The organism is Pseudonocardia sp., from assembly GCF_050250275.1.
Taxonomy (GTDB): Bacteria; Actinomycetota; Actinomycetes; order Mycobacteriales; family Pseudonocardiaceae; genus Pseudonocardia.
Genome location: NZ_JBFWOY010000022.1, coordinates 17,692 through 30,978 on the forward strand (window position 1 = coordinate 17,692; position 13,287 = coordinate 30,978).

Below are 13,287 nucleotides of genomic sequence, written 5' to 3' on the forward strand. Positions count from 1 at the left end.
ATCAGGGTCGTGCGTCCGGCGCTCGACAGCGCTGATGTGCATCTCGCCGATGAGTTCGCGCCCTGCCGCCGGTCCTACCGGCATGACTGAAACGGACGCCGGCAGGGGCAAGGTCGTCGTGAACAGGGCGATGTCTCTCGACGGGTTCATCGCGGGCCCCGACCACGCGATGGAATGGATCTTCGAGTACCTGAACAACGACGCGTTCCCCGAGGTCATGCCGGCCACCGGTGCCATGCTCGTCGGCCGGGGCACCCACGAGGTGGGCAAGCGGATCGCGGTCGAGGACATCGACTACGAGGGCGGCCCGGTGTTCGTCCTGACCCACCGCCCGCCTGCCGAGCCCGAGCGAGGGGTGACGTTCCTGAGCTGTGAGCTCGCGGAGGCCGTCGAGACGGCCCGCGCCGCGGCGGGCGGGAAGAACCTCGAGATCCTCGGCGCCGACCTGGCGAGCCAGTGCCTGCGCGCGGGCCTCGTCGACGAGGTCCTCGTCTACGTCGTGCCCGTGCTGCTCGGCGACGGTGTCCGCTTCTCGACCTCCGGGCTGGGCCGGATCGACCTCGAACCGTTCGACAACCAGCAGTCGGGCGCCGTGACCATGCTCCGCTTCCGCGTGCGGAGGTAGACCCGTCACGACCACGGAACGGGAGGGCGGACGCGCTCCTGGCCGCCGGCCCGGCGCCCCGACCGTGTCGGCACTCGATCAGCGACGGCGCGAACTCGCTGGACCCGCCGTGTGCCCGAACCCGCACGCCGCGGACAGCGCCGCTCGGGCGGCATCCCGCGCAATCGCCTGAACGCACTCGGCCGTGACGATCACGGCGGTGCGTCGACCCGCGGACTGAGCCGGATCACCGGGATGACCCGGTCCGTCGCAGCCCGGTAGCCGGCGAATCTGCGACGCATCACCGCGTTCGAGGTCGCCAGCAACGCGGCCATCTTCGCGTCGGCAGCGCCGGCGTCGAGCTGCGTCGCGGTCACGGGTATCCGCCGGCCGGCCACCTCGATGACCGCGGAGTCGCGATCGGCGGCGAGGTTGAAGTACCAGGCCGGGTGGTTCTTCGCGCCGGCCGCGGTCGCCCAGATGATCCACCCGTCGCCGTCGACGAAGTAGCCGACCGGGCTCGTGCGTTGCAGCCCGGTCCTCGCGCCGACCGTGGTGAGGGCGAGCACGCCGTTGCGGGCGACCGATCTGCGGCGCCTGCGCGCGAGGCGGACCAGCCAGCGACCGACAAGCCCTTCGATGCCCTTGTTGGCGGGCTGCTTGCTGCCGTAGGTGCCGTTCGGGCTCGGCCGGAAACCCATCCGCCCGCCTCCTCGTCGTGACGCAGCAGCATCCGCCCGCCACGGGGCGTGTGTCGAGCCGCGTCGGAGGCGCGGTCCCGGCGGGGTCGGACCGGATCGGTTCCCGGCGCCCACCGGGAGGGTCAGCCGCAGCACTGCACGGAGGCATCCGTGCACACGCCGACCGGGGCGCCGCACTCGCACGATGCGTCCGGCGAGACCCCGAAGGGATGGATCGTCGTGGCGCCCGGGGCGTCGGCCTTGACCGTGTCGACCTCCCACTGCTCCCCGCTGACCAGCGAACCCTTCGGCGAGCAGCGCGCGGCCGAGCTCGCCCCCGTGTTCAAGGCGATGGGCGACCCCGTGCGGCTGCGACTGCTGTCGCTGATCGCCTCCCACCAGGGCGGCGAAGCCTGCGTGTGCGAGCTGACCGGCGTGTTCGACCTGAGCGGCCCGACGATCTCCCACCACCTCAAGGTGCCGCGGGAGGCCGGCCTGATCACGGGTGAGCGACGCGGGACCTGGGTCTACGACCGCGTCGTACCCGGACGGTTCGCGCAGGTGTCGACGCTGCTCGACCTCACCCCGACGACCTGACCCGGCCACGAGCCCGCTCGCCCGCCGCCTGCTCGCCGAAGCGGTCGGACCGCACTGCTCGTGACGATCGTGGTCGGCGCCGGAATCGCCGCATCCCGGCTCACCCCGGGGACGCCGGCCTGCAGCTCCTGCAGAACCCGATCACCACCGCGCTGGGCCTCGCCGCGCTGATCCTGATGTTCGGCCCCGTCTCGGGCGCCCCATTTCAACCCGGTGGTCACCGCGGCGGCATGGCTGCTCGCCCGACGCCGCGCCGACCGTCTCCCCGTGACATCGCTACCCACACGCTGGCGCAGACCGTCGGGGCCATTCCCGGCGCAGTTCTGACCAACGCCACGTTCGGCCGCGTCCGGGTCACCTCCGCCGGCTCCGCACCGGCCGCCGCGATCGACCCCGCCGTCCGCGCCGTCATGGCCGAGCTCGGGATCGACCTGGCCCACGAGTTCCCCGAGAAGCTCACCGCGGACGCCGTGCAGGCAGCCGACGTCGTCGTCACCATGGGCTGCGCGACGCCTGCCCGGTCTTCCCGGGGGAGCGGTACCTGGACCGGCCGGTCCCCCACCCCGCCGGCCGCGCCGTCGACGAGGTCCGGCCCATCCGATCTACGGGCGCGTCCGCGACCTCCGCACGCTCGCCACCGAACCGCCCGCGCCCCGGCAGGTGGGCCGGTAGCCGTCTCGGTGCCGGGAGGAGGTCGGTGCCGGGTTCCGTTGGCGCCCGTGCCTGAAATGGGAGGTCGACACAGCCATACGTGGCTACGGTCCGACACGTGGCATACGACCTGCTCGCGGAGAGCATCCGCCTCATCGAGTCGGGCCTGGAGGCCGACCCCGTCCGGCTGAGCCGCCGACGCAGGTTCGCGGCGGTGGCGTACGACGTGCGGGACGACGTGGCAGCGACATGGTTCGTCCGCCGCGGTCACAACACCTTCTGGCACGAGTTCCACACGTTGACCCGGCGGGACGGGACCTGGACATACCTCGGCGGTGGAGGCCACTCCGACGCCGAGGACGGTCTCGCGGATCGGCCGCGCGCTGCCGAGCTTCCGGGCGTGCTCGTGTCCCGGGGAGGTGGCAGCACCAGTCTCGGCCGATGGTCGCCCCGTGCGCTCACCGATTCGTTCGTGAACCATGCCGGGCTGCTGGTCGCGGCGGAGGCGACGACAGTCGTCGTCGGCGACGATCGCAGAACCGTCCCGCGACACGGGCGCCTGCTCGTGGTCTGGACGACGCGACCGCCTCAGGTGCGCGCTCTCGCTCCGGGCGGCGCCGAGCTGGCGACGCTCGATCTGGCGTCCGGACGGAGAGCCGCCCCGAGACGCATCCTGTGAACGAGCCGAGGACCGGGCCGCTGGGGCCGGACAGCACCGGAGCAAGCGGACGAACGAGCGTCTGCACAGCTCAGGGGCACGCACGCAACGCCGTGAGAGCAGGCCATCGCGCGCGCCGATCATGGGAGACCGTGGCCGTCCTCGTTCAGGGCGTGCACGGCACCGACGTCGTCTACTTCGGAGAGATCGGACCGCAGCGCAGGGCGGTGAAAGTCATCAACGACGGATGAGGCGGCGGCCGGGCCGCGGCGCGATCCTGAGCGTGCCGGCGTCACCGGGACTGCTTCTTCGGAGGTATCAGGATGTCGTATCAACCAAAGGAAGCCACGCAGGCGACCAGGCGCGGCAACCGTGAAGCGGTCGACTTGTACGACATGGACAACCGGCAGGACTTCCTCGACGCGGACCGTGGGTTCATCGCCCCGATCCCTGGCCCGTTGACCGGCCCGGATGGTCACACGATCTTCGACCCGAAGTGGTTCGACTTCCTCGCCGAAGACGCTGAACGGCCGGACACGGTGAACCCGAGCCTGTGGCGGCAGTCGCAGGTGATGGCCAAGAGCGGCTTGTACAAGGTCGCCGACCGGCTGTACCAGGTCCGCAACAACGACATCGCCAACCTCACGATCGTGGAAGGCCCGGACGGCCTGGTGATCGTCGACTGCACGATGACCGTGGAGGCCGCCGCTCAGGGTCTGGCGCTGTTCCGCGAGCACGTGAGCGACGAGCCGGTAGTTGCGGTGATCTACACCCATACGCACATCGACCACTACGGGGGGATCAAGGGCCTGGTCGATCCGGCAGACGTGGCGTCGGGCAAGGTGCCGATCATCGCTCCGGGCACGATCGCGTCGTTCGACGAGCATGCGATCGGCGAGAACGTCGTGGCGGGCAATGCGATGTCGCGCCGGGCGTTCTACGCGTTCGGCAGCCTGCTGGAGTTCCAGCCCAAGGGCATGCTCACGTGCGGCATCGGCATCGCCACCCCACACGGTCCGAGCATCTCCTACCTCTCGCCCACCGACGGGATCACCGAGACCGGGACCAGGCGTGAGCTGGCTGGGCTGGAGTTCGAGTTCCTCTATGCCCCGGACACCGAGGCCCCGGAGGAGATGCACATCTGGATACCCCAGCTCAAGGCCCTGACGTGCGCGGAGAACGCAAACCACACGCTGCACAACATCCAGACGCTGCGCGGGGCGCGAACCCGCGACGCCCGCAACTTCGCCCGCTACCTGGACGAGACCCTAGAACGATGGGGCGACGACGTCGAGGTGCACTACGGCACCCACACCTGGCCGGTCTGGGACAACACGAAGGTCACCGGGTTCCTGGAGTCCCAGCGCGACACGTACAAGTACATCCACGACCAGGCGCTGCGGCTGGCCAACCTCGGCTACACGCCGTTGGAGGCCGCCGAGCACATCGAGCTGCCCGAGCAGCTGCGGCGCGCCTGGTACAACCGCGGCTATCACGGCACGCTGCACCACGACGTGCGCGCGGTCTACACCAAGGAACTGGGCATGTGGGACGGCGACCCGGTCTCGCTGCACCCCCACCCGCCCGTCGAGACGGCCAACCGTTACGTCGACCTGATCGGCGCCGACCGGATTCTCGCCGAGGGCCGCCGGGCCATCGAGGTGGGTGACTACCGCTGGGCCACCCAGATCCTGCACCACCTCGTGTTTACCCAACCGGACAACCACGAGGCCAGGCAGCTCCAGGCCGACGCCTACGAGCAGCTCGGCTACCAGATCGAGGGCCCGCAATGGCGCGGAATCTACCTCGGCGCAGCCCTGGAGCTGCGCGAAGGGGTGCAGCCCCCGCCGTTCGAAACAGCCAGTCCGGACACCATCCTCGCCATGCCGGTCGGAATCCTCTTCGACTTCGTCGCCGTGCACCTCAACGGTCCAGCAGCAGCCGACGTCGACCTGCGCATCGACCTCGACTTCACCGACCACGGGCAGACGTGGACGATGTGGATCAAGAACGGGGTGTTGCACGCTCGTCGAGGCAGATCCTCGGCCGCGCAGCTGACGATTCGTGGCCCCAAGGCCGAGCTCGTCACGGCCCTGCTGCAGCCGGGCACCGCAGAGAGACTGGCGAAGGAGGAGCGGATAACCGTCACCGGCGACACGACCACGCTCACCGACTTCGCGGGCCTGCTCGACCAGTTCGCACCGACGTTCGACATCGTCACGCCCTGACGACGCGAGCTGGAGGGTGCCTCGGCGTGGAGCGGGCTACGGACCTCCCCGCACCGGGACCTTCCCCTGATCACCGAGCGGTGTCGGGTTCGGCGGAGCCGGGCCGCCGGGGCTCGGCCTCTCCGGTGAGCAGCTCGACCGGTGTGGGGACACCGGAGGTCCCGATGACGTCGGCGTGGCGGGCCGGTCGAATCTCGCGCTCCCGAGGCCCGGCTGGGGAACTGCCGCCGCTCCCGCCGCCGGAGATTTCATGGATCGGCAGCGGTACCCGGCGCGAGGAGCCCCAGCTGGAGCACCGGGCGAGAGCGGACACCCGGGCGTGGACAGTCGGAGAACGCCGGATCCGGCCGGACTCAGCCGGACAGCACCGGAGCGGACGAGTGAGTGTCTTCGCAGCTCAGGGGCATGATCACCCTGGTGCGGCCCGGTGCCCCCGGTGGGATTCGAACCCACACTGTGACCCTTTTAAGGGGAACCATGATCAACGCACGAAAGCGCCTCTGACCTGCGGCTAAGTTGCCGTCTGCGGGCTCGTCGCCCGAACTTTGGCACGTGTTCGGCGCAGACCACTCGACCGGACCACCTCGTCGCCCTTCCAACGCTGGGTCCTAGTGCTGATCTCCTCGCGGCGCGGGTTCCACCCTTCCGGCCCGTCGGTCGGGGTGCAAGGCAAGTAGTCCCGCCTTGTGCCCCGACCGACGGGCCGGTAGCCGTCTCGGCGCGCCGTGAGGAGATCAGCACCCCGCCGCACCCGACTGATCTCTGAGCGGTGCCGGGTTCGGGCGGAGCCCGGGGCACCTGTCTAGTGCTTCGGCCGATAACGATGCCTCTTTCGCCAAACTGTCCAGCAGAGCAACCCGGCGATGTAGCCAGCCAACGGCCCCCAAAGAAGAATCGGCGGTACCGCACCATCGGACACCCCCGAGCCGTAGAGCGTCGCCAGCGGCACGAACGTCAGAAACACGAGTGTTGCGCTTGCCCCTACGGCTGCATCGCCGGCGATCATTCGACGCGTGGTCGCGAGCCGCTCTTCTGCAGTCCAGTAGGGCCTGTGAGGAATGCTGAAGACACTCAGCGAGCCACGCCTCGCCACCAGGATCGCCGCGACGCCGGTCACCGCCACCGCCCCGCCGATACAAGCCCAGATGGTGGTCGCAGCCTTGCGCGTCCCGAGTCGGTCAGCGGCGCCTGACCCCGCGAAGTGGAGCGGCACACCCGAGGCCGGGAGCTGTCCCGCAGCCCATACCGCGACGAGCGCATAAACAACGCTCCCAGCTGATAGCGCGATCCACGCTCTCATGCGGCGCGCCTCAACTGACCTTGTTGATCCAGTCCAGCAGATCGCTGGCCCACGGTGCAGGGTTCGCCCGTGCAAGCTCGATGGCGTGCTTGCGACCGTTGAGACTCAGCTGGTCGCGGAGCACTCCCAGCGCGACGCGGATGACCTCGGATTGTTCGAGGCCGAGCGCGTCGGCTGCGGCGTCGAGGAACGCGACTTCGTCGTCGGGCAGCGTCACGGTGGTGTCCATGACGCGACGATATCTAGCCGTTCGGCTCCGCACATCAAGGTGCTCCCTGAGCCGGTAGGCCGGGTAGCCGGACCCACCGGCCGCGCGCGGGCCGGAGGCAGGAGCGCGCGAGCCGAGCGGGGCCGGCGTGGCCGGCCCGCGCCGCCGGAGGCGGCGCCTTGATCTCATAGAGCCGGATTCGGCAGTACAGCGGATCACAGAGCGGATAGCGGGCAGGACCGATTGCCGGCAGTAAAAAGCGGGCTTCCTGCTAAGCCGTCACGGGGTCGCTGCCGCCTTCATGTCCGACCTCGGTGTCTTCGAGCGGAGGTCCCGGAAGCGCCAGGTCGTGCACGAACCGGTTTCCGTCGTCGTCGAAGCCGAACAGCCCCATGCGTGGGGCGGTCATTTCCTCGAGTGCTGCGCCACGCCTAGACACCTCCTCTGCGATCTTCGAATCAAGCCACTCTGACTTTTCGCGTGTCACCGGCAGCATTCCCGCCATAGCCAGCACCACGCTTCCATTCGCCAGTCGAAATCCGTCGAACGGGCATGCACCATCGACGGAGAATTCGGCCTCGTCCGGCCTGGCAATCGCGATGTGTATGCCGATGCCGAATCCCGGTGGCGGAGCGGGGAGCCAAGTCACGCTCGCCGGGAGTCGGACTTCCTCGAAGATGGGGGCAACATCTTCGCTTCGGACATAGATCGAAATTGCCTTGGTCACACTTCCAGCAAGCTCCGGACCCCGTGGCCATCGGTCAAGAATTCGGCCTTCCGTCCCGCCGTACTCCCGTGCAAGGTTCGGACGAATCCATTGATACCGCCAGTCGCCAGATTCATGAAGGCTCCACTTCTGAAATCCTGCAATTGGCCTGGCGGTGATGTAGATGTCACTCTTCCTAGAGCTAGGCTTGTTGGCCCAAATTCGCCATATCTCGGATCGCAACCCTGGACGACCAACCGAGACATATATAGGCTTCTTCGGGTCCGCTTCTCGAATCTCGTGATTCTCCGTCGTCCCATCCTGGGCAGAGAGTCGCAACGTAACCGGTGAGCGAGGAGCAGCGCTCTCATTGGGAGCGGCGTTGTCGGCGCTCACGAATGCGTCTCGTCGGACCGAGTGAGCGTCAGCCCGAATTTGATCGCGTACTCGCGCAGTAGATGACTCATTGCCTCAGCTAATTCGCAGACCCACGCGCAGCAGTAGATCTTGTCAGATTCGGACCGGAAGGTTGGAGTGGATGACCACGAAAGTCTCCCAGCTTCAGTAATGTCGAATGCCGCAAGCAATGAGCCAGAGTGCGGATGCGCATACTGGCTGAGCTGTGAGTAGATCGTGCGGAAGTTTTCCATTCGCCGTAATGCGTGGTTGGTGATCTTCCCAATGGCCACTCCACGCGTATCGCGCTCACGCCAGAATTTGTCAAGGCTTTTCGGGTTGTCGATCACGTAGAGCACCGCAGCGACGTTCTCACTCAGCGCGCGGAGCAAAGTAAAGGCTGCGTACGGATTGTCTTCACGGACCGCACTGATAGTGCCCTCATGGAGACCCTGCGCTCTGACCAGAAACCCAGAGAAGACCATGCTTGCAGTTGTTACGTCCGACCAACTCTTAAGGGCTGCGAACGCCGGCTCCTGTATGATCGACCAGGATTTCTCGGCTACGTCCACCGCAGAGTCAACATCTCGGATTCCGAGCCGCTCTACCCATACGGGCAGACCTGCCGACGCGTCCATGTTGCTCATGGTGCCAGGCCTTGACGGCTCGATAGCGTCGACCCCAGAGATGGGAGGACGCTGACCTACCCTCGGAGACCTTGTCGAGCCGCGACCGCGATCTCGTACATTGAGTCCATGACGAAACTCGGTGCAGCAGCTTCGAGCCGCGCGCGCTTGACGGGACGGTTGGCGTAGCCGATCGAGGGGACTCCGGCCGCCTTCGCGGCTTCGATGTCGCTCACCGAATCGCCGATCATGACGCATGAGGTCGGCTCCGCGCCACGCTCTGAGACGGCGGCGAGAAGCAGATCCGGCCGCGGCTTCATGCGCGTCGGCTCGTAAGCGATTCGCCCAACAACGCCAGCGACGTGACGACGAAGGCAAGTGCGGTCGAGGTACGCCCTGATGGCTCGCTCAGAGTTGTTGCTCACGATCGTCACCGTTCGGTCTGCATCTGTCAGCGCTTCCAACGCTTCCCTCAGGCCAGGTGTCGGCGTCGCGGCCCCGACGGCTTCGATCTCCCGAGCGGTGAATTCATCCTCGATGAGTCGCAGCGGCGTCGCACCCAGGCTGGCCGAATAGCGTAGAATTTCGAGAGGGTCGCTCGTTGCCTTCACATCGCCCGACAGTTCCCAACCGGATGTACTGATCAGGCCGCGTAAATGCTCGGCGACGACGCGATCCGAGGTGCCGCCATACACGGCGCAAACAGGGCCGTCGAAATCCAGGAGAATGTGTCGAGCGTCGTCGAGCACCTCGGCGAGCTTCACAACGAGAACGGGCGCGCGACGTTGTCCCACAGGCTCTCGAACCACAACCGTGACTGACGGACATACTGCGACGCCATCGACTCGGGATCCGAGTCGGCGTTGTGCTGGAACAGGACGGCGTCCTTGCCCATCAGGTCCCACATGGGCGTCTTCTCGCCGTCGAGCGTGAGGTCGTGGCGCTCGACCGGGTAGTAGCCGAAGAACACCTCATCGTTGTTGATCACATAGAGCTTGAACATCGGGACGGCAGGACTCGCCCGGACTTCGGCACGGGCGTCCTCGACCAAGCCCAGCTCGCCCAGCTCGTTCACCGCTTCGACGACCGCCTCTGTGTGGCGGCGGACGATCTGCGATGCACGAGCGCGGAAAGCCGGGCTGTCCGCGAGGTCGTCGACTTGTGCCGGCAGAGCCCACGGCACCGACGGGTCCGGCACGAGCAGGCGGACCGAGATCGATGTCGGACGCAGCCGGCCGGCCCGAATCTTGTCGAGCGGTTCGGCGATCGCGCCGTGGAGGGTCTCGCCGGAGAAGCCGGCGAAGTCGACTGACACTCGCGTCTGCTCGAAGGCTCGTTCGAGGTGCGGACGAAGTCCGACGGGCCGCTCGGTGCGCTCTCGGACGAACACCCCGCTGCCCTGTCGTGAGACGACCAGGCCCTCGTCGCGGAGCACGCGGATCGCCTGCTGCACGGTCATGCGAGCAACGCCGTAGTGCTCGGAGAGCTGTGGGCCCGATGGCAGCTTGTCCCCCGGCGCGAGCTTGCGCGTGAGGATCGATGCCCGCAGGGCGTTCGCCACCTGCTGGTACGGCGGTCGCGGGTCGTCCGGATCGAGGGCCATTTGCAGATGCTACGGCCAATCTGCCCAGCTCAGCTAACCGACCTAGCCAGCCTCTTGCTTGACTAGCCATGTTGTCCTACTCTCAACCTGGCTAGCCAAGCTGGCTAAGCTGGAGCAGAGGAGCCGACATGGCGATCAAGAGCAGGTTCACGGTCACGATGGGCGACGTTTTCCCCCACGGCGCCTACGTGGTGTCCGAGGTCGAGCCGGTGCGTGACTTCGACAAGTCCAGCGCCGGGCGGCCGGTGCAGCAGACCGATAAGGAGTCGGGTCTGCCGGTGTGGTCGGTGTCGGTGCTGGACGCGGACCCGGAGGCGCGGCGGGCGGACAAGACGGTGGTCGTGAAGATCGCCGCCGTCCATCAGCCGGTGCCCCCGGAGGCGGCCGCCGGCCTTCCGTTCCGGCCGGTCGAGTTCGACGGCCTGACCGTCACCCCGTACGTCGCGGAGAACGGTGGACGGCCCCGGGTGGCCTACAGCTTCCGCGCGTCCGGGATGCGCGCTCCTGGCAATCACGGTGCGAAGCCGGCGCCGCACAAGGCCAATCAGGACGCGGCCTGACCGGCGCTGTTGGTGGGGACGAGCCGGCGAAGGACCAGCTCGTCCCCGATCTCCCTCGATCCGCGGATGCCCTGGCAGGCAACAGATTCCGGAAGGACACGAACCCTAGATGAGCACCCACACCACCCACCAGCACCACCGGCCGCATAACCGGCCTCCCGTCGCCGACCGCGTCACGACCGCCCTCGACGACCTGACCGACCGGTTCTCCGCGGTCGCGTCCGAACAGCCCGACTCCGACCTCGCGCACGCGGTCCGCGCCGATCGGCTGGCGATGATCTGTGCCCGCCGCGCCGCCTGGTGGCAGCTGCTCCTGACCCGCCGCCACCGCTCTGGCATGTCAATGCTGTTTACCCGCGCTGTCATCCACGCCGCGAACCAGGAGCAGGACCGCGCCCGGTTCTGGCGCGACGCCGCCACCGACTGGCGCGCCCGCGCGCAGCGCCGCCCCACCTCCGACGCCGCCGGCGCCATGTCCAACCACCACGACCTCGGGATCGCGTCATGACCGGCCGTGAGTGGCGCGCTGCCGCCGCCTGCGCCCGAGGCGTGGACCCGGAGCTGTTCTTCCCGCTCGACCTCGACCCCACCTCCCCCACCGTCGCCACCGCACGCCAGGTCTGCGCGGGCTGCCCCGTCCGGGCACTGTGCTTCGACGACGTCATGAGCTGGGAAGACCCCGCCCGCCGCTGGGGTGTGGTCGCCGGGTTCACCCCCGACGAACGCACCGCATTGGCCACCCGCTCCGCGAGCGTCGTCGTGTTGCGCCCGACCGTGCGGGGCGGTGCCGCCGCATGACCGCCAAGCCCGTTCCGGTGCGCTGCGAGGTCTGCCGCGCCGTCCTGGTCGAGCGACCGGACCCGCACCGCCGTCGCTGCGCGGACCACCTCGACCAACACCCGCTGTTCCCGCTCTCGGCCGTCCCCGGCCGCCGACCTCGGAAGGCAGGTTCGCGATGAGCCGCAAGGACTGGACCGCACCCGCACCCCTGGAAGTCGAGCGCCCTCGCCTGCCCTGGTGGCTCATGCTGCCCAGCAAGGCGCTGTTCGTCGCGGCGCCGGTGATCGTCGGCTACCTCGCCGTGCGCCTGGTCGACCTCGTGGCGCGCCGGGTCTACCGCTACCCCGTCTCGCTGCTCGGCCTGGCTACGGCGCTGTGGGTCGGGCTCACCGCCTCGTGGTGGTGGGTCGCTCTCGCCGCCGGCCTGGTCATCGTGGCTGGGGCGGTGTGGCGGTGGCAGTGGCCGGACTCGTTCGATCGCGTCGCCCGCCGGCAGATCGCGTCGGAATGGCGCCGCGCCTGGGTCTACGGACGGGTGTGGCGTCGCACGACCCGGTTCGCGAACCTCGTCCGCAAGGCGGGGTCGACCCACTACTACCCCCGTATCCGCCGCGTCCGCGCCGACGGCTGGCGCGACCGTGTCTCGGTTCGCCTTCTTCACGGGCAGAGTCCCGAGGAGTTCGTGGCCCGCGCCGAATCGTTGGCCCACTCGTTCGGTGCCATGTCGTGCCGGGTGCGCCAGGACAAGCCGCGCCGCATCTGGCTTGACCTCATCCACACCGATCCGCTGCGCGAACCGATCGCACCGCCGGCCCTCGTCGAACTCGCTGCGGACGTCGATCTGCGCAAGGTGCCGGTCGGTGCGATCGAGATCGGACGGCCGTGGAACGCCCGCCTGCTCGGCAACCACCTCCTCGTCGTCGGCTCCACCGGCGCCGGGAAGTCGTCGGTGATGTGGTCGCTGCTCTGGCACCTCGCTCCCGCCATCGCCGCCGGGCAGGTGCAGGTGTTCGGGATCGACCCCAAGGGCGGGATGGAACTCGGGCGGGCACCGCACCTGTTCGAGCGCCTGGTCTTCGACAACGGACCCGACGCCGTCGACCTCCTCGACCACGTCGCCGGCCTCGTCCGGTCTCGCGCTGACGCCCTTCGGCGGGCCGGGTCTGCTGCCTGGACACCGGCGTCGGGGACGCCGTTCGTGCTCCTGGTGGTCGACGAGCTCGCTGACGTCGTCGCCTACCAGACCGACCGTGGGCTGAAGACCCGCGCCAACAACGCGCTGCAGGTCATCACCTCTCAGGGCCGCGCGCCTGGTGTGTGTCTGCTCGGGCAGGTCCAGGACCCGCGCAAGTCTGTTCTGGACTTCCGCCACCTCTTCCCGACGAAGATCGCGCTGCGCCTGGACGAGGCCGATCAGGTCGACCTCGCACTCGGCGACGGTGCTCGCACCCGTGGCGCTGCTGCGCACGAGATCAGCGAGGACACCCCCGGTGTCGCCTGGACGACGACCGAGGGGCGCAAGGCAGTCCAGCGCGGGCGCGCGTTCCATCTGACCGACTCGCACCTCGCCGAGCTGAACGGGTTCCTGCGTTCTGGCCGGCCGACTCCGCTCACCCTCGCCCCGACGGTCGGCCCCGCCGAGTCCATCGACCCGCCTGCCCTTGGGGAGGCCGCGTGACCGCCACCGAGG

General features: G+C 68.5%; 15 protein-coding genes, 1 tRNA gene and 1 pseudogene. 9 read left to right on the top strand and 8 right to left on the bottom strand.

Going from position 1 to position 13,287, the window contains the following annotated elements; translation table 11 throughout:
• The first annotated feature begins 82 nt into the window (after positions 1-82).
• Positions 83-625 (top strand): dihydrofolate reductase family protein, encoded by a 543-nt coding sequence (locus AB7F12_RS19855; RefSeq protein WP_428499982.1) that lies wholly within the window; start codon positions 83-85, stop codon positions 623-625.
• A 191-nt stretch (positions 626-816) separates the two neighbouring features.
• On the opposite strand, the gene AB7F12_RS19860 is transcribed toward AB7F12_RS19855, so the two are convergent.
• Positions 817-1,305: a nitroreductase/quinone reductase family protein gene (locus tag AB7F12_RS19860; protein ID WP_428499981.1), complete on the bottom strand. Its 489-nt coding sequence runs from the start codon at positions 1,303-1,305 to the stop codon at positions 817-819.
• 240 nt (positions 1,306-1,545) lie between these two features.
• Here AB7F12_RS19860 and AB7F12_RS19865 point away from each other — a divergent pair, with 240 nt between their 5' ends.
• From AB7F12_RS19865 to AB7F12_RS19880, 4 genes and pseudogenes are all read left to right on the top strand, one after another.
• The gene (locus AB7F12_RS19865) at positions 1,546-1,881 is read left to right on the top strand and encodes an ArsR/SmtB family transcription factor (protein ID WP_428500003.1); all 336 of its coding nucleotides are present in this window, start codon (positions 1,546-1,548) and stop codon (positions 1,879-1,881) included.
• Between the two features lie 317 nt (positions 1,882-2,198).
• Positions 2,199-2,608, top strand: a pseudogene (locus tag AB7F12_RS19870) (hypothetical protein); the annotation flags it as partial.
• Between the two features lie 42 nt (positions 2,609-2,650).
• Positions 2,651-3,211, top strand: a complete 561-nt coding sequence (locus AB7F12_RS19875; protein WP_428499980.1) for a hypothetical protein — start codon at positions 2,651-2,653, stop codon at positions 3,209-3,211.
• A 374-nt stretch (positions 3,212-3,585) separates the two neighbouring features.
• Positions 3,586-5,418: an alkyl/aryl-sulfatase gene (locus AB7F12_RS19880; RefSeq protein WP_428499979.1), complete on the top strand. Its 1,833-nt coding sequence runs from the start codon at positions 3,586-3,588 to the stop codon at positions 5,416-5,418.
• A 428-nt stretch (positions 5,419-5,846) separates the two neighbouring features.
• Here the strand turns inward: AB7F12_RS19880 and AB7F12_RS19885 are convergent.
• The 7 genes from AB7F12_RS19885 to AB7F12_RS19915 form a co-directional block, all read right to left on the bottom strand.
• Positions 5,847-5,930: transfer RNA gene (locus tag AB7F12_RS19885), tRNA-Leu, on the bottom strand.
• Between the two features lie 290 nt (positions 5,931-6,220).
• The gene (locus AB7F12_RS19890; RefSeq protein ID WP_428499978.1) at positions 6,221-6,541 is read right to left on the bottom strand and encodes a hypothetical protein; all 321 of its coding nucleotides are present in this window, start codon (positions 6,539-6,541) and stop codon (positions 6,221-6,223) included.
• 187 nt (positions 6,542-6,728) lie between these two features.
• Positions 6,729-6,947 (bottom strand): ribbon-helix-helix protein, CopG family, encoded by a 219-nt coding sequence (locus AB7F12_RS19895; RefSeq protein ID WP_428499977.1) that lies wholly within the window; start codon positions 6,945-6,947, stop codon positions 6,729-6,731.
• Positions 6,948-7,197: 250 nt separating this feature from the next.
• The gene (locus tag AB7F12_RS19900; RefSeq protein WP_428499976.1) at positions 7,198-8,028 is read right to left on the bottom strand and encodes a hypothetical protein; all 831 of its coding nucleotides are present in this window, start codon (positions 8,026-8,028) and stop codon (positions 7,198-7,200) included.
• Complete coding sequence (locus AB7F12_RS19905; RefSeq protein WP_428499975.1) at positions 8,025-8,675, bottom strand: hypothetical protein; 651 nt, start codon at positions 8,673-8,675, stop codon at positions 8,025-8,027. Before AB7F12_RS19905 ends, AB7F12_RS19900 begins: the two co-directional genes overlap by 4 nt.
• A 56-nt stretch (positions 8,676-8,731) precedes the next feature.
• Complete coding sequence (locus AB7F12_RS19910; RefSeq protein WP_428499974.1) at positions 8,732-9,418, bottom strand: HAD family hydrolase; 687 nt, start codon at positions 9,416-9,418, stop codon at positions 8,732-8,734.
• Complete coding sequence (locus tag AB7F12_RS19915) at positions 9,415-10,257, bottom strand: GntR family transcriptional regulator (protein ID WP_428499973.1); 843 nt, start codon at positions 10,255-10,257, stop codon at positions 9,415-9,417. The genes AB7F12_RS19910 and AB7F12_RS19915 overlap by 4 nt, the downstream gene beginning before the upstream one ends.
• 128 nt (positions 10,258-10,385) lie before the next feature.
• Between AB7F12_RS19915 and AB7F12_RS19920 the strand changes: the two genes are divergently transcribed.
• The 4 genes from AB7F12_RS19920 to AB7F12_RS19935 all read left to right on the top strand — a co-directional run bounded on the left by AB7F12_RS19920 (position 10,386) and on the right by AB7F12_RS19935 (position 13,275).
• Positions 10,386-10,817, top strand: a complete 432-nt coding sequence (locus AB7F12_RS19920) for a plasmid replication, integration and excision activator (RefSeq protein WP_428499972.1) — start codon at positions 10,386-10,388, stop codon at positions 10,815-10,817.
• A gap of 109 nt (positions 10,818-10,926) precedes the next feature.
• Positions 10,927-11,325: a hypothetical protein gene (locus AB7F12_RS19925; RefSeq protein WP_428499971.1), complete on the top strand. Its 399-nt coding sequence runs from the start codon at positions 10,927-10,929 to the stop codon at positions 11,323-11,325.
• Positions 11,322-11,615 carry a WhiB family transcriptional regulator gene (locus tag AB7F12_RS19930; RefSeq protein WP_428499970.1) on the top strand — a complete coding sequence of 98 codons (294 nt, stop codon included), beginning with the start codon at positions 11,322-11,324 and terminating at the stop codon, positions 11,613-11,615. Before AB7F12_RS19925 ends, AB7F12_RS19930 begins: the two co-directional genes overlap by 4 nt.
• 157 nt (positions 11,616-11,772) lie before the next feature.
• Positions 11,773-13,275: an FtsK/SpoIIIE domain-containing protein gene (locus AB7F12_RS19935; RefSeq protein WP_428499969.1), complete on the top strand. Its 1,503-nt coding sequence runs from the start codon at positions 11,773-11,775 to the stop codon at positions 13,273-13,275.
• The last annotated feature ends 12 nt before the right edge of the window (positions 13,276-13,287 follow it).

Bases quoted from the DNA above. Each gene is read 5' to 3' on its own strand.
- AB7F12_RS19855 (WP_428499982.1), top strand. From the start codon at position 83: ATGACTGAAACGGACGCCGGCAGGGGCAAGGTCGTCGTGAACAGGGCG.
- AB7F12_RS19860 (WP_428499981.1), bottom strand. From the start codon at position 1,305: ATGGGTTTCCGGCCGAGCCCGAACGGCACCTACGGCAGCAAGCAGCCC.
- AB7F12_RS19880 (WP_428499979.1), top strand. From the start codon at position 3,586: ATGGACAACCGGCAGGACTTCCTCGACGCGGACCGTGGGTTCATCGCC.
- AB7F12_RS19895 (WP_428499977.1), bottom strand. From the start codon at position 6,947: ATGGACACCACCGTGACGCTGCCCGACGACGAAGTCGCGTTCCTCGAC.
- AB7F12_RS19905 (WP_428499975.1), bottom strand. From the start codon at position 8,675: ATGAGCAACATGGACGCGTCGGCAGGTCTGCCCGTATGGGTAGAGCGG.
- AB7F12_RS19915 (WP_428499973.1), bottom strand. From the start codon at position 10,257: ATGGCCCTCGATCCGGACGACCCGCGACCGCCGTACCAGCAGGTGGCG.
- AB7F12_RS19920 (WP_428499972.1), top strand. From the start codon at position 10,386: ATGGCGATCAAGAGCAGGTTCACGGTCACGATGGGCGACGTTTTCCCC.
- AB7F12_RS19925 (WP_428499971.1), top strand. From the start codon at position 10,927: ATGAGCACCCACACCACCCACCAGCACCACCGGCCGCATAACCGGCCT.
- AB7F12_RS19930 (WP_428499970.1), top strand. From the start codon at position 11,322: ATGACCGGCCGTGAGTGGCGCGCTGCCGCCGCCTGCGCCCGAGGCGTG.
- AB7F12_RS19935 (WP_428499969.1), top strand. From the start codon at position 11,773: ATGAGCCGCAAGGACTGGACCGCACCCGCACCCCTGGAAGTCGAGCGC.